Genomic DNA, 24953 nt, shown 5'->3' on the forward strand with positions numbered 1-24953 from the left:
GAGACTCAGCCGTCCATGAACCCGCCGGACACGGAGCCCGCGGAGTTTGCACGCACGGCCAAGTTGACGCCCTTGACCACCGTGGCGCCGGCATTTCTGTGCTCATTGGCCGAAGCCAGGGCGCCCGTGAGCGGATCTACAATGCGTGTGACAGTTCCCGTCCCGAGATCGGCCAGCCACAGGCCATCGTCGCCCTCAACGCCAAATACAACTACCTGAGTCGTCGTCATCATCTTTCCCCTTGTCCCTCATGTGGTGATGATACTTAGAATCCGGCCTTGCGCAGGCCTTCGCAGTAATGGGTTCGCTGCCATTCCTCGCGGAACGGAACGATTGCAATCCATTTGTCCAGGTTGAAGTCCGGGTGGACCTCAAACGTCTTGCGCACGTATTGTCCTGCCTTCTTGCGATTGCCGAGCATACCCCAACTCGCCGCGGCGAGACGATCGGCCGGGGTGGGATCGCGCATGCGCTCGATATAGTCAAGTGCTTGATCGTATTGAGAAAGTGAGTAGCAGGCGCCGGCGGCGGTCCAGAAATACTCGTCCGGAGCCATCGGGTTGAGATTGATTGCCGCTTCGATCTTGCGCAGGCCGCCATCCGGGCGCGAGGCCTGTACAAGCGTATCGGCGTAGCTGGCAATCACATTGGCATGCTGCGGGCTGAGCGCTTCGGCCCTCTCATGGAATTCGATGCTTTCGTCGAATTGCCGGCTGTAGAGTTTGACGACACCGAGCTCGCGGTAGCCCGCCGCAAGTGTATCGTCGATGGCGATCGCATCACGGGCGTGCTGTTCGGCAAGCGCCAGAAGTTCGCTGTCGCCGCGGGCAGTCAGAAGCCACTCGACGAAATAGCTTCGCGCAAGTCCACTCATCGCCGGAGCCAGATCGGCATTCTGGCTGAGTGCCTCGCGGAAGCTCTTTCGAGCACGCCGAACCTCCGGCAGGTTGAGTTGCTTGAGATAACGCTGGCCGAGCAGGTAGCTGCGATAGGAACTGCCGTTGCTTTCATAGGTCTTGCGCATGGTCTCGTTGCGCTCGACCTGACTGGCAATGGCAAACGCGATCTGTCGCGCAATCTCCTGGCGTGACCTCATCAAGCCATCGTCATCGAGCGTAAAGCGATCGGCCCAGATCACTTCGTCGTTGGCAAAGAAGATCAGCTGCGTGAACAGTGTCTGTCGGCTGCCTTCGTTCGTCAGGCGCGTATCGAGGATATAGCTGATGGCGTGTTGTTCGTAGGTGCTGGCCTTGTCCGCCTGCAGGCTGATCTGCGCTGCCGTGTAGGGCGCTATCACCGAAACCGAGCGGAGCGCGCAAAGGCCGATGGTCACGTCCTCGATCAGGGAGTGAGCAAACAGCGTGGCAGCAGCGTCGGCATTGCCGGCACCCGGCGGCAGCAGTACCACACGCGGCGGACGGGTTTCGCCCATGGTCTCCAGCAGCTGGGTGTTGGTCAAGCTAGACGGTGGTGCCGCCTTGGCGGTTGCGGCCACCAGTCCGCCGCCCGAAAGAAGGCGCGTGTCATAGTGCCGGCCCTCCAGCGTCAGGACGGTCTTGAGGATTTTGCGAACCTCGTCGTCGTCGGGGTTCTTCTCCAGAAGCTTGACGGCAGCGGACCTGACGAGCTTTCGATCCGGGCCGGTCGCAATCTCGGCCGCATTGATCAGGCACTCGCGCAGCAGGGCTGCGTGATCGGCGCGCCGTTGCTCGATCCAGTCGTGAAGCGCTCGGCCCTGCGACTTCAAATCCTTGAGAAAATCGTCACGGAATTTCTCCCCGGCCCATTGGAAGCGCGATAGCGCGTCCTGCTCGGCGTTCCGGCCGATGTCGTCGAGGTCGCTCGCAATCGAATCCGGCTGCATCCGAACAGTCGATGGCGAAAAACTGAGGAACGTGTGGCCGAGTTCTTCCTGACGCGACGTGATGCGGGAGATTGTCTTGCGCAGATTGACCAAGGCCTGGCTCGGAACGACTTCGTTCCACAAGAGCTTGGCGACTTCGTTTCGGGATTGCTCGCGATGGCCGCCGGCGATCGCCTGAGCGAGAATGAGCAGACCCTTCTCAGGGAAAGCGACATCGCAGTCGTCTTCGTCAACGAGACGTAATCGCCCGAGGGTCTGCAATCTAAATTTCATCTGGCTATCTCATCGGCAACCGGTGGCGGCTATCCATGCAGGTCTGGGGCGGGCGCAGTGCTGCCGTGGGCTGCGACTGTTTCCGCCTCGGGTGTCTGTGCGACGGCAGCCACCAGCGAGATGATTTTCTTGCGCAGGACCGGATCGGTAATCTTCAGGAAGGCCCGATTGAGCGCAATGCCCTCCTTTGACGAGACGAAGGACGAGATCTCGTTCGGCTCGCGGACATCGCCGAGGCCTGCCCTCGGGGATGCACCCTCTTCGCCTTCCTGGAAGAAGAAGCTCGGATTAACGCCGAGAACGTCGGCGATGGCTTGCAGCCGGCTGGCACCGATGCGATTCGTGCCCTTTTCGTACTTCTGGACCTGCTGGAACGTAATTCCGAGGCCGTCTGCGAGCTTTTCCTGGCTCAACCCGGCCATCAACCGACGCATCCTGACGCGGGAACCGACAAAGACATCAATCTGGCTGGGTGCTTTTGTGTTCACGTGTGTTTCCTCCGCATGTAGGCGTGACCAAATCATACATATGAGTTTGCTCGAATAAATGACTCGATGCAATCACTACGCGCCAAAACACGGATAATTGCGCTGTATGGCACGACTCATTCCCCATTGGATGGCAGGCGTTACGGCCGTTGTTACTGTTACGTACTTGCGCCCGGCCGGGGCAGCGGGTTGCTGTTGAGCAATGTGGGCCATGCCCGCCTGCAACGAAGTCCATTTCGGCAACGTCGGAGATGCGAGATGCGCGGAATAACCTTGACCTTGACGCTACTTTCCATAGCCGCTGCGCCGGCGTTGGCTGGTCCGGCCACGACGACTGCATCGGTCAATTTTCGGGCAGGCCCCGGCACCGGCTTCGACAGCATGGGGAAGATAGACGAGGGCGGACAGGTCGACGTCAAGGAATGTGACGATTCCGGCACCTGGTGCGCCGTCAGCTTTGAGGGGAAGGACGGTTTCGTCAGCGGCAAGTATCTGAACGCTGCCGATCCGAAAGCCCTTGGCTGGCCACGCGCCTACAAGACCGACAAGGGAGCGACGATCACACTCTACCAGCCACAGGTGAACGCCTGGAAGAATTTCGTCGATCTCGACGCCCTGATCGCCGCCGAATACAAGCAGTCCGACGATGCCAAGCCGATTTTCGGCGTCATCGGCGTCACCGGCAAGACCGTGACGGACAGTGGCTCGGACGAGGTCGTCGTCTCCGATATCAAGGTCAACGAGATCAACTTCTCGGTTCTCGATCGTCCGGAACTCGCCGACCTGGCACTGGAAGTCGGCAAGTTGATGCCTGTAGGCACGATAACGCTGTCGGAGGACAAGCTGACCGCGAGCCTTGCCGACTATGAGCGGCTCGGCAATGTCGAAGGGCTGAAAGCAGATCCACCGCCGATCTATGTCAGCAAGGAGCCGGCGGTGCTTGTCCAGACCGACGGCAAGGCGGTGTTTGCGCCGGTCAAGGCCGTCGAGGGTCTTTCCTTCGCCGTCAATACCAATTGGGACTTGTTCAAGCTCGACGCCGACAGCACCTACTACCTTCGCAACGAAAAGGCGTGGCTGCAGTCGAAAGACCTGTCGAGCGGCTGGCAGGCCGCAACGTCGCTGCCGAATATCTTCGGCAAGTTGCCGGATGATGACAACTGGAAGGACGCCAGGGCGGCAATCCCGCTTGCCACCGGTGAGGGCGTGACGCCAAAGGTCATCTATTCCGACAAGCCGTCAGAATTGCTCGTCTTCAACGGTGAACCGAAGCTCGAGGCGGTGCCCGGGATCGGCCTGAAGATCGCGACGAACACCGAGAGCGATGTCTTCTATCTGCCCGCGGATTCGAACTGGTACGTTCTTGTCTCCGGCCGCTGGTTCTCTGCCGCGTCGCTTGATGGTCCCTGGACCTTCGCCACGCCTAACCTTCCACAGGATTTCCAGAATATTCCGGAGGATGCCTCCTATTATACGGTCCGCTCTTCGGTTCCCGGCACCTCGGAGAATGCGGAAGCGCGACTGAAGGCGAGCATCCCCGAAAAGGCTCGCGTTTCGTTGGACGGCTCGGTCAAGGTTGACGTCGCCTATAGCGGAGACCCGAAATTCGAGAAAATCGACGGAACGTCGCTCACCTACGCCGTCAACACCAATGAGACGGTCATCAAGGTTGCCGACAAGTATTTCGTGTTGAAGGATGGAGTGTGGTTTGTCGGCGATACGCCGACCGGGCCGTTCACCGTTGCGAAGGCCGTTCCGGACGAAGTCTACACGATCCCGCCGTCGTCGCCTGTCTACAATGCCACCTATGTCCGGATCTACGAGACCGAGCCGGACGCAGTCTGGTTCGGATATACCATGGGGTATCTCGGCGCGTATCTTGCCTGGGACACGTTCGTCTACGGCACCGGCTGGTACTATGACGACTACTGGGACTACGGCTGGGCCGGTGGCGGCTATTGGCCATATTATCCGCGCCCGGTAACCTATGGCGTCGGCGCATTCTACAATCCGGCGGTAGGCACATTCGGTCGTTACGGCTACGCCTATGGCCCCTATCGCGGCATCGCTGCCGGCGCTGCCTACAATCCACGCACCGGCACCTATATCCGCGGTGCGGCAGGCTATGGACCTGCGGGTGAACGCGGCTTTGTCGCAGCCTATAATCCCCGTACCGGCAACGCTGCAATTGCTCGCGGCGGGAACAATGTTTACGGCAGCTGGGGGACGGCCGCCGTCAAGCATGGCTCGGACTTCGCCCGTATCAGCGGCGGGTCGACCGCTGGCGGCGCCGGTGCGCATTGGCGCACGTCCGATGGCAGCCACGGATTTGTCGCAGGAGGCAAGGGCGGCGACGTCTATGCCGGACGCGACGGCAATGTCTATCGCCGCGACGATGGCCAATGGCAGAAGCATACGCCCGACGGATGGCAACCGGTTCAAAAGCCATCGATTCAGGATGCGAAGAAAGCCGGCCAGCAGTTCGCGACCCAGCACCCGGATGCGGCGCAGAACCTGAACAAGCGCATAGACAATCGCGGTCAGATCGGCGACGGCAGCGCGATTGGTGACCGTGCACCCGACCATCTGGCAATCGACCGTGCGGGCCGCCAGATCGGCAATCAGCGTTCATTCGAACATCAGTCCTTCGACCAGCGGCCGTTGAATTTCCCGAGCGGCGGCGGCTTCGGAGGGGGCGGGTTCGATCGCCCCGGCGGATTTGGCGGTGGTGGCGGCGGATTTGGTGGCGGTGGCTTCCACGGCGGCGGCGGCGGATTCTCCGGCGGCGGTGGTTTTCACGGAGGTGGTGGCTTCCACGGTGGTGGTGGTTTCCGGCGCCGTTGACCGCAGAAATGTGCACCGAAAACGGAAGTTGGTATAAACGTCGGGGACTGTGTTAGCGTTTGTGCAAATGAGAACAGGAATCGATCGGCTCTCGCCGGTCGTTGGGGGTATGATCAGCATGGTCGGTGTCAGTTCGTTGCGTGGATTCTGGGGGCCGATGGCCCGCGTTCTCGCTTTCTTGATGGTGTTCCTAGGACTTGCGTCCGCAAGCCACGCGCAGAGCCAAGGCTCCACGTCCGCTGCGGAGCCGGCCAAGGTTCAGCAACTGATCGAGCTGCTCATGATCCGGAAGTGCGGCAATGGTTGGCCACCAAGCAGCCGGCGGCGCCCGGTGCGACCGCGCCGGCGGCAACGACATCGGCCGATGCCAAGCCGGAGCCCGGATTTGCGGCCCGCTGGACGGCTGAGATCCGCCACCATCTGACCGGCATCACCAACGCCGTGCCGCGCATTGGCCCCGAGTTCGACGCGGCGCGCATCCGCCTCGCTGGAGACATGGAAAACCATGGCTCGCCCCGATCCTCAAGGGATTCCTCTTGATTTTGCTGGTCGGGTACGGCGCCGAATACGCGCTACGCTATCTTTTGAGGCGGACGTTGCGTTCGGCGGCCTTGACCGGGGCGGCGCGCACGATTCTGGTCAAGGTGCTGCCGCTCCTGGTGTTCGCTATTGCCACGACCGCCGTGCTCGCCGTCGCTGAGTGGCCATCGCGGCTTGAAGAAACCATCGCGCCGCTCCTGGTTGCCTGGATCGGAGCCCGCTTGCTGATCACCAATGGGGCCGCAGTAATGTCTGGTGGAGCGGTCGATGCGACCGATCCATCCGGTCGAGCCGGCTATCTCTCGCTGACGGCTGAGGATGCGCGTTTTTGGTACCGCTCGTCAGTGGCAATCATTTGTGCCGCCGCCGCCATCTGGGGTATCGGCGACGCCATGCAGGCCCTTTCTGTCGCCCCCGACGTTCGCAACCTTGTGGCTGCCGCGCTCGGTCTTATCGTGCTTGCACTTGCAATCCTCACCGTGCTGAGGAGACCAGCCGCAACCACAGGATCGCGCCGTGTGGTCGGCAACATTCTGCTGGTCTCCTTCCTGGTGCTGCTTTGGGTGCTGTGGGTGGCCGACATGAGGGTTCTGTTCTGGATCGGCCTTTACTTCATCGGCTTGCCGCCGCTCCTGCGCTTCACCAGTGCCTTTGCCCGCACGATGCTGGATGTATCGGCGGACGACGATATGCGCGTCATGCGCAATGTGCTGATCGAACGCGGCGCCAGATTGGCGATCATTGCCTTGGCGGCCGGATGGCTCGCGCTTGTCTTCCGCGTCAACGCAGCGATGATGGTCCAGGACGACGTTTTCAATCGGATTTTCCGTGGTGCGCTTGCCGGTGTCGTCATTCTGCTCGCGGCTGACTTGATATGGCAGTTGACGAAGAGCCTGATCAGCCTGCGCGTCAAGCACGCTACCGTCGAAACGACTGACCCCTCCGAACGCGCACGCAACACCCGCTTGCTGACGCTGATGCCGATCCTGCGCAATTTCCTTGCGGCCTTCATTCTCGTGGTGGCGCTGCTGATGGTGCTTTCCGGCCTTGGCGTTCAGATCGGCCCGCTGATTGCCGGCGCCGGCGTTTTTGGCGTCGCCATCGGCTTTGGTTCTCAAACCCTGGTCAAGGATGTGATCAGCGGGATCTTCTACATGATGGATGACGCTTTCCGCATTGGCGAGTACATTCAAAGCGGCAGCTACAAGGGGACGGTGGAATCCTTCAGCATACGCTCGGTGAAGCTGCGGCATCATCGCGGTCCGGTCTTCACCGTGCCGTTCGGGTCTCTTGGTGCGGTTCAGAACATGAGTCGCGACTGGGTGATCGACAAGTTTATGATCAATGTGTCCTACGAGGCCGACATCGCCAAGGTGAAGAAGGTGGTGAAGGGCATTGGCGCGGCGCTTCTCGATGATCCCGACTTGGGGCCGACGATTATCGAGACGGTGAAGATGAAGGGCGTCGAGAGCTTCGGTGACTATGGCATCACCTTGAGTTTTGCGATGACGACCAAGCCGGGACATCAGACACAGGTCCGGCGCCGGGCACAGGCGATGATCAAGGAGGCCTTTGACAAGAACGGCATCTCCTTCGCTTCGCCGACAATGCACGTGGCCGGCGACGAACAGAACGCGGCTGCGGCAGCCGCGACGCGCGATGCGATCGCCAAGAAGAATGCAGCGGCAGCGCTCGCCGAGGGTGCACCACCGGAATAGGGTTTTCTCTGGCTGGGGAGGCCATCAATGAGACGCCTCGCATTGTTTCTGCTGTTCTTCGCCGTGGCGGGGACCGGTCATCTATGGGCTCAATCGGACGAAAGCACATTCCAGCCGATCATCGCCCCGCATATGGGTGATCTCGACGTCATGGAGAAGCGGCGGCTGGTGCGGATCATCGTGCCCTTCAGCAAGACCATCTACTTCATCGATCGCGGTCGGCAGCTCGGCACGGCAGTCGAGTTCGGAACGGCGCTCGAAAAAGAGCTGAATGCCGGGCGAAAGAAGGAGATCGAAAAGATAAGGGTCGCATTCGTGCCGATGGCACGTGGGCACCTGTTGACGGCGCTCGAGGAAGGCCTTGGCGACATCGTCATGGGAAATCTCACGATCACCGAGGCACGGCTGGCCAAGGTTGACTTCACCGATCCGTTGTTCAACGAGGCCAAGGAAGTACTGGTTACGGGACCGTCGGCGCCGGCGATCGCCAATCTGGACGATCTGAGCGGCCGGGAAGTCCGGGTTCGTACGTCCAGCAGCTACCACGAGCATCTGGTCGCGCTGAGCGATGGTTTCGTCAAGGCTGGGCGCGCGCCGATCACGATCAAGGAGATGGACGACAATCTCGAAGACGAGGACATTCTCGAGATGGTGAATGCCGGCCTTTTGCCCTGGGCGGTGGTCGACAGATACAAAGGCAGCATCTGGGCTACGGTGTTCACGGATATCAAGATGCGTGACGATATCGTTGTGTCCGATCACGGACAGATTGCCTGGGCGATCCGCAAGGATAGTCCTCGGCTCAAGACCGCGCTCGATGCCTTCGTCAAGACCCACCGGGTCGGCACCACCTTCGGCAACATCCTGAAGAACACCTACTACAAGAGCGACAAGATGCTGAAGCGTGCCTATGCGCCTGAGGACATGGAGCGCTTCCAGCAGCTGGTCGAGATTTTCCGCAAGCACGGCGGTACCTATTCCTTCGACTACCTGATGCTGATGGCGCAGGGCTATCAGGAATCGCAGCTTGACCAGTCCCGGCGCAGCCCGCGCGGTGCAGTCGGCATCATGCAGCTTCTGCCGTCTACCGCCGCCGACAAGGCTGTCGGCATCCATGGCATCGACAAGGACCAGAACCTGAATGTCGAGGCCGGATCGAAGTATCTGAGGTACCTGATCGATACCTATCTCGATGACCCGGCGGTCACGCCGCGCAACCGCATGCTCTTCGCCTTCGCGGCCTATAACGCCGGCCCCGGCAATTTGCACAAGTTCCGTGCAAAGGCAAAGGACATGGGCCTCGATCCGAATTTGTGGTTCGGCAATGTCGAAAATGCCGCGGCCGCGATCGTTGGGCGCGAGACGGTTCAATATGTCAGCAATATCTACAAGTACTACGTTGCCTACGGGTTGCTGGCGGAGCAGGCTCAGGAAGCCACCACAATAAAATCCTCGGCCGCTGCCAATGCCAGTGCGCAGTAGATTTGCATCACGTCGTCTTGAGTGGCCCGAGGCGTTCCTGATGACAGAGACCCGAAAGCCAACTGGACCTGATGGTGCCGACCGGCCTATTGAATGATGCCTTCAATCAATCGGATGAAGGCATTTTTGGGCGAGTGTGAAATGTTGCGGCGACCATGACGTACGTTTTTGAGGCGCTGGATACTGGGTCACGAGCGCCTCGTCCGGGCCGGCCCGAAGGAGGTTTTGGTGATGGTTGTATCGAGACGCGCGTTCCGTCCCTGCGGGCCATTGGTGCTGCTTGCAGTGTTGGGCCTGGCTCTGGCCGGCTGCACCACTCCGGATCTGGAGCCGATACCGGGAAGCATCACCTATGGCGGCCAGCCGAGGACGAAGCTGACGAAGGCGCCGGTGGGCAGCATGGTGCCGCATACTTTCGTGAGCGGGAACAGCTTTGTCAAAGAGACATACATTATCCAGCCGGATCGATCGCTCAGGCTTGTTCGAAGGGACTATTTCGACATACCTGTCAATTGATCCGGTTAAGGTCCGTGTGCGGCCCGAAGGCCGGCTTGCACTGCCGCTGCCGTTGACAGTGTCAAACGAAGACGCGATAGCTCGATCTGCATGAAAATCGCCTTCTACGCACCGCTGAAATCCCCCAGCCACCCCGTTCCATCCGGTGACCGGCTGATGGCGCGCCTGTTGATCGACGCGCTGCGGCAGGCGGGACATGAAGTGTGGATTGCCAGCGATTTGCGCAGCTTCATGGCGGATGCCAGCGAGGTACAATTCGCGTCGCTGGCGGCAGCCGCGGCCAGCGAAACGGAGCGTCTTCGCACGCTTTGGCAGTCCCTAACGCCACCTGATGTCTGGTTTTGCTATCACCCCTATTACAAGGCGCCGGATCTGATCGGGCCAGGGCTTGCTGCCGAGTTTTCCATTCCCTACGTCACAGCCGAGGCCTCCTACTCCTTCCGCCGCAATGAAGGCGTTCGCGCTGTTGCTCAACGGCATGTACTGCGCGCCATTGAACAGGCCGCGGTCAATATCTGCCTGACGCAGCGGGATCGCGATGGCCTGGTCGAGGCAGCACCCACCTGCCGGCAGGCGATGCTTCCCCCCTTCATCGATACGGCTCCGTTTACACGGGCATTCCGCAGTGCTGCGGATGGTTGTCGCCTCGTCACCGTGGCGATGATGCGCAGCGGCGACAAGATGGAGAGCTATCGTATGCTTGCCAGATCCCTGTCGCTGGTTGTCGATCGGCCGTGGACGATGACCGTTGTGGGTGATGGGCCGTGCCGGCAGGATGTCCACGACGTTTTTTCCACTTTGCCGGCAGACCGATTGATTTGGCTTGGCGAAAAAGATGCGAGCGACATCCCAGGCATCCTCGGTGAAAGCGCGCTTTATCTTTGGCCGGGCTGCGGTGAAGCCTATGGGCTGGCCTATCTCGAGGCACAGGCTGCCGGACTGCCTGTCGTTGCGCAGCGCACAGCGGGCGTGCCCGAGGTGGTGCGGGATGGCGAGACCGGGCTGTTGACACCCGAGGGCGACGTCGATGCCTATGCGGCAGCGATCCGCTGTCTGATCAACACCCCAGAGACCCGCCAACGGTTTGGCGAAAATGCCCGACGTTTCGTCCACGAAGAGCGGTCCTTCCCCGCCGCAGCACGGCGATTGGGCGAGATTTTCGATCAATTTCTGGAGGAGCCCGCGTGACCATTGATGCCAACTGGCACTTACTCGTCGATGAACTCGATCGCGCGCACGTGCGGGGACGAAAGGTCGACTTCTGGCTGAGGGACGACGATGCCATCGAGCCGAGTGTTCCGCTCGACCGGCTTCTGTTACTTGCCGCAAGCCATGCGGTGCCGGTGACGCTCGCCGTGCCGCCTGCGCCGGCAACCGAAGCGCTGGCGCGACGTCTCGCCGGCCTTGCCGATGTCTGCGTGACGGTGCATGGCTGGGCGCACCGCAATCATGCGCCGCCTGGCGAGAAAAAGCAGGAACTCGGTGCCCACCGGCCGCACGTCTTGATCCTCGATGAATTGCGATGCGGCGTCGAGCGTCTGCAAACGCTCTTTCCCGAACATTTCATTCCGATGCTCGTCCCGCCGTGGAACCGGATCGATCCGGCCCTGCTGCAACGACTGCCCGAGGCTGGATTTGCCGCCCTTTCGGTTTTCGGACCGGAGAAGCCGTCGCCTTTCCCGCTGGTCAACACTCATGTTGACGTCATGGATTGGCGCGGTACGCGCGGATGTCGGGACCACGGGCTTATCATTGCCGATATCGTCTCGCGCACGCGGCAGGTCAGCGGCGACATAGAGGGCAAGGAGCATCAGTCGGGCCGCACGGTCGGTCTCTTGACCCATCACCTCGTGCACGACGAGGCCGTCTGGGATTTTCTCGAGAAGCTCTTCACCGTCACGGCCGGGCACCCCGGTTGCCAGTGGCGTCAGGCGAAAGACCTCATAGATCGATGATCTGACCGTCACGGGCAGCGAACGCACCGGCAAACATGGACTGTACGTCGATTTCCATCGCGTCCAGCTGTGCGTCTGTTCGCGCGGGGTCGTGATGGAACATTGCCAAGCGCTTGACGCCGGCGGCCATCGCAAGGCGCGCGCCATGCATCCCGGTCGAATGACCAAAACCGCGAAAATGCGTCATCTCGCTTTCGAGATAAGTGCAGTCGTAGATCACCAATTCGGCGCCGGCGATGAGCTCAAGGACCGCCGGGTCGAGGATGCCGGGTTCGTGTTCGGTGTCGTAGACGAGCGCCACTGCGCGGCCGTTCCATTCGACGCGATAGCCGACGCAGCCGCCGGGATGGGTAAGGCTCGTCGTGCGGATCGTCACGCTCTCGCGCGGGGTCAGCACGTCTCCGGGCTTGAAGTCGACGCCTTCAAGGCTTGCCTGACAGATATCCGGATCGACGGGGAACCATGGCGGCCGCATGAAATCGCGGATCATTTCCTTGGTCGTCGTCAAGCCGTGCAGATGCCCCGACCAGAACCGCACCGACGACTGACACTTGTAGATTGGCTTGAAATACGGAAGGCCGATGATGTGGTCGTAGTGGCTGTGCGTAAAGAAGAGGTCGTAATTATCGACGCCTTCGGCAATCAAAGAGGCGCCCGCTTCGCGCAATCCTGATCCTGCATCGAAGAGCAACACTTCCTTGCCGCATCGAATTTCGATGCAGGATGTATTTCCCCCATAGCGCAGGAACTGCTCGCCGGATACCGGCAAACTCCCTCTTACGCCCCAGAACCGCACTCGAAAATTGTCTTCTTGCATTCCTGTTTCGGCTTCACGCTGTCCGCGCAAGCCTAGTTGCCTGCGCTTAACTGATAGACAAGCACATATGACCACCCCCCTGCAATGGCATGGGTTATTGTTTAGACATTAACCTTATCAATGCCCACAAATGACGATGGCATATTCGATGTTGTGTCGGGTGGTCCGAAGCCTTGTTGCGGGCAGTGGCCAACGGCCGTTTTGCAACAATCGTCAGGCTTTTCGGGAGCTTATCCGGCGACGTGGCCATCGCAGCTGTTGCTCCTCCTCGAGCTGATGCAGCGAATTCTTGCAATCGCCAGCGGATATGAAGCGGCACATCCCAAGCGTTGCTTCTGCCTCTACTCATGACGTTTGCGGCAGCGTCTGGTCACGATGTCACCATTTTATGCTGATGCCGATATTCCCCTCCAGCACTTGCGTTTTGTCTCCGCCGAGGTTGGTCGTGTAGTCCGCCGTCGCGAAGAGACTGGTCGATTCCGATATTTTTGCAACGAGACCACCGCCGATTTCCAAAGCGGTGCCGCCGACTTTGGTGACGATCGCGTCTGAGCCGAAGTTTATGCGCTGGTCCGCATCGAAGCCGTGCCAGATATTGGCTTTGACGTAGGGATGAAGCGTTGCCGTTTCTGTCGGAATGTCGCCTTGCAACCGAAAGCCCAAACGGCCGGTAACAGCGTCCTCGCTGTCGAAGGACGTCGTCGAGAATGCATCCTGTTGCTCGTCCAGCGAGAGATGTTGCCAAATCAACTGTGCCTGCGGTTCGAGCGTCCAGCTCTCGGTCAAGGCTATCGGATAGCCGCCCTCCAGCGATGCCGTAATGCCGGTTCCGTCAACCCCGATGCCGGTGCCGCCGTTGGAGTTCGCATCTCCGTCGAACCAGGTACCCATCAAAACGGCATCGAGATACCAGTCATTGGGGCCGATATGGGTCCAATATCCGCCGAGGCTGTTTGCGTCGACCTCGATGTCGCCGACGCTCAGATTGTTCCAGCCGAGCGCCTGGCCGGTGATGTCGCCGTCGGCGCGGACGTGGCTGAGGAAAAGACCGACGCGGTCATGATGGCCCGTATCGGTTTCCCATCCGAAAAGGTCCTGACCGGCCTGAAAGCCGAACAGGTTGCCATCGAATCCCGGCGCGACAGTTCCATCCCACTCCATTTCGGTGTTCTGGCCGAAAACACGCGCCCAACTTGTCGGCAGCGCTCCTGCGCCGTCAAGCAATGCCTGCTCGCCGCGACGTTCGTGGAACGTGCCGAGGCTGGAGAGGGCAAGATACTGGGCAACGGGCGGCACGGCCGCGTAGGTAGGCACCTCGACACGGTAGAGTGGAACGACTTCCACAGCTGTCGGCGTACCGTCTATCGTCACAACCACCACCTCGGGGGGTACTGGCGTGGCATCCTCTGAAGGGGGCGTAACGCCAGGTCCAGGCGGTACGATGACCACTTCCGGCGTCACGACCTCCGGCAGCGGGGTCGTCACCGGCGGCGAGACGATCTCTACCGGCGGGACGATCACCGGTGGTGTGACAACCGGAGGCGCAATGAGGGTGGAGCGCAGGTAAAAGTTCTCCTCCGTGCCGGCTGAAACACCGCCCTTGAAGAGAAAATATTCGCGGGCGCCGGCCGCAACCCGCCCATTGAGCCCGAACGCGCCGGCGGCCGCCGTTGCACCATTGGTAAGCTCGACCACCATGATGCCGTCCAGCAACGTCGATGCTCCGCGCCCGCCAGTGTTGGCGATACCGATGCCGGTGGTGCCGGAAGCCGTGCCCCCCGAGACGACCAGTCGGTCGGACGGCGAAGAATCGTTGCCGAGCACGGTGTTGAGCAGGAGCAGGCCGCCATTGCCGGTGTAGTTGCCGTTGACCGTGAAAGTGTCGCTCGTGCTTGCTGCGCCATTCGTGAGGTCGATGCTGCCGCTGTTGACGAGATTTGCGAATTGGCCGGCTGTGGCAGCTGATATCGCGACATTGGTGCCGCCCGCCAGAAGGGTGCTTGATGAATCGACATCAAGTGTCCCCGTTCCGGTGCCGCTGTCGCCAAGCGTCAGATTTCCATCGAAAGTCAGTACTGTGCCATTGGTGGCAGCGATGGTTTCCCAGTTCTGCAGACGAGCGACGCCGTTTGTCGTGACATTCGCGAGTGTCAGGTTGTCAATGCCAAGGCCGCCCGTGATCGCGTCCGTGCCGCCAAGATTCGCACTTGTGAGGTTGCGCAGCGTCGCGGTGTCGTTGTCAGCGCCGAGTTCGACTGTGCCCTGGATGACGCCGCCGCCATCCCAGGTAAACGTATCAGCCCCGAAACTCATCAACACGTCGCCAGCGAGGGATCCACCCGTCACGGTGACGTTGTCCGTGCCGCCGCTGACGCTGATATTGCCGCCGATCGTGCCACCGGAAAGGATGATTGTGTCGTTACCGAAGCCGGTGACGAGGTTGTTGTCGATCGCACCGCCGGACATGTCGAAGACGTTATCTGCGAGAAGCATGTTGACGCGGCCGATCCGACCGCCGGTCATGACCGCATGATCCCCGTCGTCGAAGAAATTCACGATTCTGCCACCGGACATGAAGAATGTGTCGAAGCCACCGCCTTGGTTGAGCGACTGGAGAACGCCGGCGGACATGGTGAAATCGTCGATCCCGTCACCCTGTTGCAGGTTGCCCGTGATGGTGCCGCTGTGAATCGCGACGGTGTCGGCGCCGGGGCCGAAGGTCACGGTGCCGTTTATCGTACCGGTGCCACCGGCGGGAAGCGTGAGGCTGTTGTTGCCGCCGAGGTCGCTGAGGCTGCCCGACGTACCGCTGTCGCAGACATAGACGTCGTCGCCCGCGGTAGGGGCGAACGTGCAAGCAGCGTTAGCCGTTACGTCCTGGATCAGAATGAGGCCGAGCGCGGTTGAGGCCATTAGGGCGACGCGACGCCAGGGCCGGCAAGGACAGTCCTCCGTTCGTTGGCGCCGAAAGCGCAGCAAAGAGAGGGGTATGCCGTCCGGGCGGCCTTGCGTTACAAGATGCATGATGGCCCCCCCCTGCTCCAATACGCCGTTTTCAATCCAAGGCTGATGATCGGCGATTGTTCTAGCGACATGGATAGGGCCACGGGTGCCGAGACCTGACAACCGTCAAAATTTTAGGAGGAAACTCGGACAATCGAGGATTGTTGCCAAGGCGTTACGTCCAGTTGCCAAGGTCTTTGACGGCTGATGCTGAAACCCGCTTCGCGGGCCTCTTGCGTTGCCGGGGTCGTCGCAGGTTCCCTCAACACGGGTATCGGGATTTGAAACTTTTTCTTGCGGTCTTGCGTGGAACATCTATCGACATAGCCAGTGGGTAAAAGCTCGGAGCATCGATGGCAGAGACGAGTGGAACACGATTCTACGACAGCGTGCCGCTCTTCGACGCGTTCGAAGGGGTTGCCGACGAAACGAATTACCGTGCCTTACCGGACGACTGGATGCTCGCGCTCGCCGATATCGTCAATTCAACCGGCGCGATCGCCGAGGGCCGCTACAAGACCGTGAACATGGCCGGCGCTAGCGTCATCTCCGCGCTGATGAACGGGCTTGACGAGAAATCCATGCCGTTTGTTTTCGGAGGCGACGGGGCACTGGCAGTTCTGCCAGCATCGATGGCGGAGCGCGCGAAAGCGGCGCTTGCCGCGGTGAAAACGTGGGTCCTTGAAGAACTCGGGCTCGAGTTGCGCGCGGCACTGGTGCCGGTCAGAGATATCAGGGCGGATGGCCTCGACATGCGCGTCGCCCGCTTCAAGGCGAGCGAGGAGGTTTCCTACGCCATGTTTGCCGGCGGCGGAGCAAGCTGGGCGGAAGCGGCCATGAAGGCGGGGCGTTACCAGGTGGAGGCGGCACCGCCGGGCACGCGACCCGATCTCACAGGTCTATCGTGCCGATGGAACCCAATCCAGTCACGACACGGCTCGATCGCCTCGATCATTACAGTGCCCGGCGAAAAAGGCAGCGGACCGGAATTTCAGGCGCTGATCGCCGACATCGTTGCTCTTGCCGACGAGGAAGAGCGACACGCGCATCCGGTTCCCGAGCTCGGGCCTGAACCACGCTTTTCCACTCAAGGCATCAAAGCCGAGGCGCGGGCGAGGGCGCCGCGTGGAGGGCGGCTTCTGGCGCGCCTGTGGATCACGCTGCAGACACTGGCGCTGTTCATCTGTTTTCGCATGGGTTGGAACCTCGGCACGTTCGATACGACCCGTTATCGGCGCGATCTCGCCAACAACACCGATTTCCGCAAATTCGATGACGGCCTCAAGATGACGATCGATATCAGCGCCGCGCGCCTCGCCTTGATCGAGGCGCGGCTGCGTCGGGCCGAGGCGGCCGGCGTCGGCCGCTACGGCCTGCACGAACAGGACTCTGCACTGATGACCTGCATCGTGCCCACCCCGATGAGCCGGGATCACATGCATTTCGTGGACGGAGCCTCAGGCGGCTATGCGGTTGCCGCCAGCAAGCTGAAGGCGGCCTTGGCTAGGCCTTGACGATGTGCGCGCCGGTCAGGCCGTGGCGCTGAAACACGTTGCGCGTATCGACGATAAGCGGTGAGGCGCTAGCAAGGGCGGCGTAGTCGACCTGGTCGTGGTCGGTTGCCACCAGCACGACATCGAACTGCCGGATCGACTGCTCGTCGAGCGTCACGGACCGTCTGCCCTTCAGAGCGCTGTATTCGCGCGTCGATGGGATCTCGGCGACATAGGGGTCGTGGTACTCGCACCGACCGCCGCGTTCCTCGATCAGTTCGATCAATTTCAGCGAAGGGCTTTCGCGAATATCGGGCACGTTCTTCTTGTAGGCGAGGCCGATGACAAGGACCTTCGAACGGCTGAGCGCCTTGCCCGCATGGCGATCGAGCGCCTCGGCGAGCCGGCTGACCACGTGGCGTGGCATTGCCGAATTGATCTCTCCGGCCAACTCGATGAACCGGGTGGGCAATTCGTATTCGCGCGACTTCCAGGTGAGATAGAAGGGATCGATCGGTATGCAATGCCCGCCGAGCCCTGGCCCGGGATAAAACGGCATGTAGCCGAACGGCTTGGTCTTCGCCGCCTCGATCACTTCCCAGACGTCGATGCCCATCGCCTCGAAGACAATCTTCAGCTCGTTGACGAGGGCGATGTTGACCGAGCGGAAGATGTTCTCGGTTAGCTTGACCGCTTCGGCGGTGGCGTTGGACGATACCGGTACGACCGTTTTGACCACCGCGGCATAGAAGCGTTCCATCAGGCTTGCGGCGAGCGGCCCGTCGCCTGCCACAACTTTCGGAATGCTGGTCGTCTCGTAGACCGGGTTGCCGGGGTCTTCGCGTTCGGGTGAAAAGCCGACAAAGAAATCAACGCCCGACCTGAGGCCGGTCTCCTCGAGGATCGTGCGCACGACGCCGTCGGTCGTTCCCGGGTAAGTGGTCGATTCGAGCACCACGAGCTGGCTGGCCCTGAGCGTTGCTGCAATCGCACGTGCCGTATTCTCAACGAAGGAAAGGTCGGGATCGCGGTGTTTCGTCAGGGGCGTTGGCACGCAGATGACGATGACATCGCAACTGCCCAGCTGTCCGAAATTGGTGGTGGAGCTGAAGCGCCCGGCTGTCGCCTGCTCGGCCAGCACGGCGTCCGGTACGGCTGCGATATAGGATTTGTGCGCGTCGAGCGCGACGATCTTTGCCGGGTCGATGTCGAATCCGGTCACCGAAAAGCCCGCTCGTGCCGCCGCAACTGCGAGCGGCAGGCCGACATAACCAAGTCCGATGACGCCGACATGGGCCGTGCGAGCCGAAATCGACGCCAGCAGCCTTTCGTGATGGGGTGAGGTCAATTTTCGGTTCCAGCTTTTGTGAACGGGAGGCGCCAGCCTGGCGACATGTCGTGGTTTGTTGGATAGAAACAAGGTACAAGTCAAGCGTGGCGCGGATGCCTTCCCCTGACTGCGGTGCATTGGCGTGCCATCAAATCTTCGTGTGGCCGTGGCGCGAAACAAAAAATTCGCGCGCCTCTGGAAATTGCAGAGGGCCATCAATATCTGCAGTATATAAGTGCCGCATTCCGGGTGCCTGCACGTCATCGACGCCGGAATCGGTTGGAGCATTTTCTTAACGGGCACGTATCATCATCAGCCGCCGCGAGCGAACGCCGACACATCGTCGGGCCGTTCGCCCATCGCAATTGGGCATGGTGCTGGACTGTCTGTCACGGTGAGGACGCGAAATGGGCCCGGTAAACGATAACGTATCTGAAATCCTGATCGACAAGGTCGCGGACTGGCTCATGCGGACGTCGCTCAGCGACGAGTCGCTGGAGACGATCGTCAAGGGCTTCTGCGAGCGGCTGGCAGCTGCCGGCCTGCCGTTAATGCGCGTGCACCTTTCCTTTTCCATGCTGCATCCGCTCTATGACGCGCTCGGCTTCACCTGGGCGCGCGGCAAGGGCGTCGAGGTCAGCGGCCTGCGGCACGAGGAACTCGCGCTCAATCCGGAGCGATTCCTGCGCAGCCCCTACTATTACCTGCTCAACAACAATCTCGAGCATGTCCGTCGGCGCCTCTACAAGGATACGCCGTCCGAGTTCCCGATCTTCGACGAGCTGAAGGAACAGGGGGCGACCGACTACATCGCCTTCATGCAGTCGCTCGGCGCCGATTCCGGCCACGGTATGGTCGGCTCCTGGACGACGGACCGCCACGGCGGCTTCACCGATGACGTCATCGGCGCGCTGTTGCGCCTGCAGAACCATCTCGCTGTTGCGGCCAAGATGGCCGTTCTCGGCAAGCTCGCCGACAACATGCTGACCACCTATCTCGGCTCGAGCGCCGGCCGCCGCGTGATGAGCGGGCAGGTCCGGCGCGGCGACGGCGAGACGGTGCGTGCGATCCTTGTCATGGCGGATATGCGCCGCTCGACCATGCTTGCCGAAAAGGAGGGCCGCCAATCCTATATCGAAACGCTGAACGGTTACTTCGATGCGATTGCTGCGCCGTTCAACCGCAACGGCGGCCATATCCTCAGCTTTGTCGGTGATGGTTTCCTGGCAGTCTATCCCTGCGGCCGGCACAAGGAACCTTCCGAATTTGCCGCGCGCGAGGCGTTCGGCGCGGTGCGCGCCGCAACCGCGCGCATGGAATTGCTCAATTCCGAGCGGCGCAAGCAAGGGCGTGACCCGATCGGCTATGGCGTTGGGCTTCATGTCGGCAATGTAATGTTCGGCAATGTCGGCCTTCGCGACCGGTTGACGTTCTCGGCCTTCGGCTCTGCGGTCAACGAGGTGCAGCGGCTGCAGAACCTGACGAAGAAATACGCCCACAGCGTTGTCGCCAGCGAGGCTTTCGCCAATTATTGCGGCGGCGACTGGACCGCGCTCGGGCAGGAAAAGCTGCGCGGCGTGCGCCAGAAATTCACCATTCTCTACCCAAATGAGGCAGCGCTTCTGCCAAAGCCGGATGAGCGCCTCGATGATGTTTTGCAGGATGGACTTTCGGAAGCAGAGCATGTCATGCTGCTCCATCGCAACACCCGCCCGCTGCAACCGCCGCGTGGCCTTATCGACAAGATGCTTCAGTAAGGACCTCAATGTTCCGAGCAGCCCTCATCGTCGCGAGCTTCTTCATCACTGGCGTTGCAGCAGCGCAGCCGTGGGAAACCAAGCTTTTCGACGGGTTCGAGGGAAAGGATTTCTCGCCGGACGGCGGGCTCTACTACCGGGAGAATTTCGAGCAGAGCGCGGGGACGGCCGAGTTTCAGAGCATCGTCAAGCGCAACGGTAATGGCGGACTGAAGCTGAGCGTCGTGCCGATCTGTCCGGATTCGCTCGACGGCTGCAGTGAGAGAGCGGAAATCTGGGAGAAGACGGCGCTGCGGGTGCCCTACGACCAGGGTATTTGGTACGGGTTCTCCATGAAGTTTGCCGACCCGATCCCCTCAGGCGATCATCGTTATCTCGTGGCGCAATGGAAACGCGAGATCGACCCGGGTGCTGAAGGCGATTTCAGCCCGTTCCTGGCGTTGCGCATGAACTTCGGCAAGTTGTTCGCAACTATCGAGACCAATTATATCGCGCCGGTTTCCACCGGGCCGGACGGGGTCGCCGCCGCCTGCAGGCCGGGTGAAGTGCCGGTATGGGGACGCCCGGGCGTCAACCAGATGCGCATGCTTGTGGCCGCTGATCCCGCGTGGAAGACGGATGACGGCAATCTGTTCAACGCCTGCACAGATGCGATCACGGTGAAGAACCACGGCAATCCATTGCCCGATCCGAAGTCGGGCTGGATCGATTTCGCGATTTATACGAAGCCGGGCGCCGACGGTACCGGCCATATCGAGCTCTTTGCCAATGGTAAGCCGATCATCACGGTCAAGGGCCATGTCGGGCATGCTGACAAGGGGCTCGGCCGTAATCAGTATTTCAAGTTCGGCCCCTATCGCGCGGCCGATGCGACCGACTGGACGCTCTATTATGACGATTTCCGTCGATCGCCGCGCTGCGCCGACGTGCTGCCCCAAGAAACTTGCCCTCTTCCCTGAGATTGCGACGCGACCGTAAACTATGCTGTGGTTGCAAGGGGCTAAGCTGGACAGCCCCCTGAAGCTGCGATAGTCTTTTTTAGAGGCGGCGGATACAAGGGCAATGAGGGAAGTGTGTTGTGATGACATCAGGGGCGGACCTGCTTCGAGTTGAAGGTCTGCGGATCACATTCTCGGTGCTCGGCGGTGAAGTTGAAGCCGTCAAGGAAGCGAATTTCAGAATTTTGCCAGGAAAGGTGACCGCCCTCGTCGGTGAGTCCGGTTCCGGGAAATCGGCCATCAGTCAGGCCGTCATGGGTATCCTGCCGAATGTCGCGCGGGTCGGTGGACATGTCCTGTTCAACGATCCGGCGGCCAAGGGCAAGCCGATCGACCTGCTTTCGCTGGAGCGCGAAGGTGAAGAAATACGTGCCTTGCGCGGCACCCGCATCAGCAAGATCTTCCAAGAACCGATGACGTCGCTGTCGCCGCTTCACACGATCGGCAACCAGATCTCCGAAGTCTTGAAAATTCATACGGATGCGGAAAAAGCTGAAAGGCGCGCCAGAACGGAAGAGCTTCTTGGTTATGTCGGGTTTTCGAACCCGAAGCGTGCCTATGATATGTATCCTTTCGAGCTCTCCGGCGGCATGCGCCAGCGTGCCATGATCGCCATGGCGCTGATCTGCCGACCGGCGCTGCTGATCGCCGACGAGCCGACGACTGCGCTCGATGTGACGGTGCAGGCGCAAATCCTGCAGTTGCTGCGCGAGCTGCAGGTCAAGCTCAACATGGCGATGCTGTTGATCACCCACGACCTCGGCGTGGTTGCCAATATGGCCGACGAAGTCGTGGTGATCTATCACGGCCAGATTGTCGAAGCAGGTCCGGTCGATGCGATCTTCCGCAATCCGCAGCATCCCTATCTCAAGGGCCTGATGGCCGCGGTCCCGCATTTCGACATGAAGCCGGGCGAGCGGTTGAAGGCATTGCGGGAGGTGCCGGTCAAGGCTGGGACACTGCTGGGTGCCAAGGCCTCCACTAGGGCGGTTGGCCCCGACGTTCTCCTGTCCGTACGCAACCTTTCCAAGACCTATGGAACGCGCAAGACCTCGTGGTTCGGCAAGAAGGACCCGTCTCGCCATCGCGCGGTGGACGATGTCAGCTTCGATATCCGTCGTGGCGAGTGTCTGGGTCTGGTCGGCGAGAGCGGCTGCGGCAAGACGACGGTCAGCAAGATTTTGATGCGGGCCATCACGCCTGATGGCGGCAGCGTCAGCTTCGATGACGGCGAAGGTCCGATCGACGTGCTCAAGGCGGAAGGTGATGAGCTGAAGACGCTGCGCTCGAAGATCCAGATGGTTTTTCAGGATCCGGTGTCGTCGCTCTCGCCACGCATGACTGTCAGGAATATCCTGAGCGAGCCGCTCGAAATCCACGGGCGCGGAACGGCGAAGTCGCGTGTCGAGACGGTGCGCTCGCTGCTGCAGGCCGTCGGGCTCGACCAGCGGTTCGTCAACCGCTATCCGCATAGTTTTTCCGGCGGCCAGCGCCAGCGCATCGGTATCGCGCGGGCGCTCGCTCTGGTGCCGCAACTGCTGATCTGTGACGAGCCGGTATCGGCGCTCGACGTTTCCGTCCAGGCCCAAATCCTCAATCTGCTCAAGGATCTGCAGAAGGAACTTGGGCTTACATGCCTGTTCATCTCGCACAATCTCGCGGTGGTCGACTATATGGCCGACCGGATCGCGGTGATGTGTGCGGGGCGCATCGTCGAACTCGCGCCGCGCGAAGTTCTGATGCGCAAACCGGTGCACCCCTATACGAAGTCGCTGCTCGCTGCCGTCCCCTATCCGGATCTCGATCGTCCGCTGGACTTCGATCTGCTCAAGGCCATTGAGGGGTCGGACATGCGGCGCTGGGGACCGCAGTTCAGCGACGACGGCGAGGAAGGTGCGCTTTTTCCTGCTGACCTCGGTGGCGACCACTATGTTCTCGCGCGCAAGTCAGTGGATGCAAGGGAGTTACGGCCATGATCACTCGCCGAACTGCGCTCGCCCTGCTCGCAACAGTGGCGTTTCCCAAGTACCTTCTTGCAGCGGCAAGCGAGCCGAGATTTTTCGAGGCGCTTGTCGCCGAGGGAAAGCTGCCACCCGTCAATGAACGGTTGCCGAAGACCCCGCGCGTCATCAACGTTGCGGCCATGGGACGCCAGCCAGGCAAACACGGCGGCACCGTGCAGAGCCTGATTGGCAGCGCGAAAGACATACGGTTGATGACCGTTTACGGCTACTCACGCCTGGTCGGCTACGACGAAGAACTCGAACTGCAGCCGGACGTGCTCGAAAGCTTCGAGACGGTCGAGGACCGGATCTTCACGTTCCATCTGCGCGAGGGACACAAGTGGTCGGACGGAAGCCCGCTTACGACGGACGATTTCCGCTACTGCTGGGAAGATGTTCTGCTCAACGAGAAACTGAGCCCGGCGGGCCTGCCGATGGCGCTGGTGATCGACGGCGAGGCGGCAAAGTTCGAGGTGCTCGACGAGCGGACCGTGCGCTACACCTGGTCCACGCCCAATCCCGATTTTCTGCAAAAGCTCGCCGCACCACAGCCCTTGGTGCTGGTGATGCCGGCGACGTACCTCAAGCAGTTCCACGATAAATATCAGGATGAGGACAAACTCAAGGCGCTTCTGAAGGAGCAAAGGGTCAAGAAGTGGAACCAGCTGCATATGCGCATGGCCCGTTCCTACCGCCCGGAAAATCCCGATCTGCCGACGCTTGACCCGTGGCGCAACACAACATCCTTGCCGGCCGAGCAGTTTGTCTTCGAGCGTAACGCCTTCTATCATCGGGTCGATGAGAACGGGTTGCAGCTCCCCTACATCGACAAGTTCGTGCTCAACGTCAGTTCTCCGGCGCTGATCCCGGCGAAGGCCGGCACCGGCGAGAGCGACCTGCAGGCGACAAATATCGACTTTATCGACTACACCTTCCTGAAAGATGCGGAAAAGCGCTATCCGGTAAAGGTTCTCCTCTGGAAGAAGACGCAAGGCTCACGGGTCGCGCTGCTTCCCAATCTCAATTGCTCCGATGCGGTCTGGCGGTCGTTGCTGCAGGATGTGCGCGTCCGCCGGGCGCTGTCGCTGGCGATCGATCGTTCTGAAATCAACAAGGCCGTCTTCTACGGACTGACCAAGGAGAGCGCCGACACTGTCCTGCCGGACAGCCCGCTGTTCCGGCCGGAGTTCGCCTCCGCCTGGATCGCCTACGACCCGGTGCAGGCCAATGCGTTGCTGGATGAGGCTGGCCTGACGAACCGCGGCAGCGATGGCATTCGTATTCTCCCTGACGGCCGTGCCGCTCAGATCGTCGTTGAGACCGCAGGCGAAAGCACCCTGGAGACCGATGTCCTGCAGTTGATCACCGACTACTGGCAGAAGATCGGCATTTCGCTCTTCATCCGCACGTCGCAACGCGACACCTTCCGCAGCCGTGCCGTCGGCGGTGAGATCGTCATGTCCATGTGGTTCGGACTCGACAATGGTGTGCCGACTGCGGACATGAACCCAGGCCAATTGGCGCCGACTGCGGACGATCAGCTGCAATGGCCGGTTTGGGGGCTCAACTATCTCTCGCATGGTGAGATGGGGCAGGCGCCCGATCTTCCGGCCGTCGTTGAGCTAACCGAGCTTCTGCAGCGTTGGCGGCACTCGGCCGAGGATGCCGAGCGCACCGAGGTCTGGGAGAGGATGCTGTCGATCTACACCGACCAGGTCTTCTCGATCGGCATCGTGAATGCCTCCCTGCAGCCAATTCTCGTTGCCAACAAGATCAAGAATGTCCCGGAAGCAGGGCTCTACGGATTCGATCCGACGAGCTATTTCGGCGTCTACAAACCCGATACGTTCTGGATCGAGCAGGAAGGCTGAC

At 60.8% G+C, this 24953-nt stretch carries 16 protein-coding genes and 1 pseudogene; 11 read left to right on the forward strand and 6 right to left on the reverse strand.

The window, feature by feature from the left end; translation table 11 throughout:
• Positions 1 to 5: 5 nt before the first annotated feature.
• From BKP54_RS07630 to BKP54_RS07640, 3 genes are read right to left on the reverse strand one after another with little or no spacing between them, the layout of a single operon-like run.
• Positions 6 to 230, reverse strand: coding sequence for a hypothetical protein (locus BKP54_RS07630; RefSeq protein WP_025428514.1), 225 nt, complete (start codon positions 228 to 230; stop codon positions 6 to 8).
• A gap of 35 nt (positions 231 to 265) precedes the next feature.
• Positions 266 to 2137, reverse strand: a complete 1872-nt coding sequence (locus tag BKP54_RS07635; RefSeq protein WP_063963375.1) for a hypothetical protein — start codon at positions 2135 to 2137, stop codon at positions 266 to 268.
• Positions 2138 to 2166: 29 nt separating this feature from the next.
• Positions 2167 to 2625 carry a helix-turn-helix transcriptional regulator gene (locus tag BKP54_RS07640; protein ID WP_025428516.1) on the reverse strand — a complete coding sequence of 153 codons (459 nt, stop codon included), beginning with the start codon at positions 2623 to 2625 and terminating at the stop codon, positions 2167 to 2169.
• 258 nt (positions 2626 to 2883) lie between these two features.
• Here BKP54_RS07640 and BKP54_RS07645 point away from each other — a divergent pair, with 258 nt between their 5' ends.
• The 6 genes and pseudogenes from BKP54_RS07645 (at position 2884) to BKP54_RS07670 (ending at position 11680) form a co-directional block, all read left to right on the forward strand.
• The gene (locus BKP54_RS07645) at positions 2884 to 5469 is read left to right on the forward strand and encodes an SH3 domain-containing protein (RefSeq protein WP_057211327.1); all 2586 of its coding nucleotides are present in this window, start codon (positions 2884 to 2886) and stop codon (positions 5467 to 5469) included.
• Positions 5470 to 5650: 181 nt separating this feature from the next.
• A pseudogene (locus BKP54_RS07650) lies at positions 5651 to 7727 on the forward strand (mechanosensitive ion channel family protein).
• A 27-nt stretch (positions 7728 to 7754) separates the two neighbouring features.
• Entirely contained in the window at positions 7755 to 9209 is a 1455-nt protein-coding gene (locus BKP54_RS07655) for a lytic transglycosylase F (RefSeq protein WP_057211325.1), read from the forward strand.
• Between the two features lie 231 nt (positions 9210 to 9440).
• Positions 9441 to 9725: a hypothetical protein gene (locus BKP54_RS07660; RefSeq protein WP_051509226.1), complete on the forward strand. Its 285-nt coding sequence runs from the start codon at positions 9441 to 9443 to the stop codon at positions 9723 to 9725.
• Between the two features lie 90 nt (positions 9726 to 9815).
• The gene (locus BKP54_RS07665; RefSeq protein WP_057211323.1) at positions 9816 to 10913 is read left to right on the forward strand and encodes a glycosyltransferase family 4 protein; all 1098 of its coding nucleotides are present in this window, start codon (positions 9816 to 9818) and stop codon (positions 10911 to 10913) included.
• On the forward strand, positions 10910 to 11680 hold the full coding sequence (locus BKP54_RS07670) for a polysaccharide deacetylase family protein (protein WP_057211321.1): 771 nt from the start codon (positions 10910 to 10912) through the stop codon (positions 11678 to 11680). The genes BKP54_RS07665 and BKP54_RS07670 overlap by 4 nt, the downstream gene beginning before the upstream one ends.
• Here the strand turns inward: BKP54_RS07670 and BKP54_RS07675 are convergent.
• Together BKP54_RS07675 and BKP54_RS07680 are read right to left on the reverse strand one after the other, a co-directional pair.
• Positions 11667 to 12497, reverse strand: a complete 831-nt coding sequence (locus BKP54_RS07675) for an MBL fold metallo-hydrolase (RefSeq protein WP_025428523.1) — start codon at positions 12495 to 12497, stop codon at positions 11667 to 11669. The two genes, BKP54_RS07670 and BKP54_RS07675, sit on opposite strands and share 14 nt — an antisense overlap.
• A 378-nt stretch (positions 12498 to 12875) precedes the next feature.
• Positions 12876 to 15410, reverse strand: coding sequence for an autotransporter outer membrane beta-barrel domain-containing protein (locus BKP54_RS07680; RefSeq protein ID WP_057211319.1), 2535 nt, complete (start codon positions 15408 to 15410; stop codon positions 12876 to 12878).
• A 443-nt stretch (positions 15411 to 15853) separates the two neighbouring features.
• On the opposite strand from BKP54_RS07680, the gene BKP54_RS07685 reads away from it, so the two are divergent.
• Positions 15854 to 17014 carry a DUF3095 domain-containing protein gene (locus BKP54_RS07685; RefSeq protein ID WP_057211317.1) on the forward strand — a complete coding sequence of 387 codons (1161 nt, stop codon included), beginning with the start codon at positions 15854 to 15856 and terminating at the stop codon, positions 17012 to 17014.
• Here the strand turns inward: BKP54_RS07685 and BKP54_RS07690 are convergent.
• Entirely contained in the window at positions 17004 to 18341 is a 1338-nt protein-coding gene (locus BKP54_RS07690; protein WP_057211314.1) for a nucleotide sugar dehydrogenase, read from the reverse strand. The genes BKP54_RS07685 and BKP54_RS07690 overlap by 11 nt on opposite strands.
• Before the next feature lie 389 nt (positions 18342 to 18730).
• On the opposite strand from BKP54_RS07690, the gene BKP54_RS07695 reads away from it, so the two are divergent.
• The 4 genes from BKP54_RS07695 (at position 18731) to BKP54_RS07710 (ending at position 24952) form a co-directional block, all read left to right on the forward strand.
• Positions 18731 to 20080 (forward strand): adenylate/guanylate cyclase domain-containing protein, encoded by a 1350-nt coding sequence (locus BKP54_RS07695; RefSeq protein WP_025428527.1) that lies wholly within the window; start codon positions 18731 to 18733, stop codon positions 20078 to 20080.
• An 8-nt stretch (positions 20081 to 20088) separates the two neighbouring features.
• Complete coding sequence (locus BKP54_RS07700) at positions 20089 to 21039, forward strand: polysaccharide lyase (protein WP_082523806.1); 951 nt, start codon at positions 20089 to 20091, stop codon at positions 21037 to 21039.
• A gap of 122 nt (positions 21040 to 21161) precedes the next feature.
• A complete protein-coding gene (locus BKP54_RS07705) occupies positions 21162 to 23054 on the forward strand; it encodes an ABC transporter ATP-binding protein (protein ID WP_025428529.1) in 1893 nt (630 codons plus the stop codon).
• Positions 23051 to 24952: an ABC transporter substrate-binding protein gene (locus tag BKP54_RS07710; RefSeq protein ID WP_025428530.1), complete on the forward strand. Its 1902-nt coding sequence runs from the start codon at positions 23051 to 23053 to the stop codon at positions 24950 to 24952. Before BKP54_RS07705 ends, BKP54_RS07710 begins: the two co-directional genes overlap by 4 nt.
• The last annotated feature ends 1 nt before the right edge of the window (position 24953 follow it).

Origin of the sequence: Ensifer sp. 1H6 (assembly GCF_001976035.1) — a bacterium.
GTDB lineage: Bacteria > Pseudomonadota > Alphaproteobacteria > Rhizobiales > Rhizobiaceae > Ensifer > Ensifer canadensis.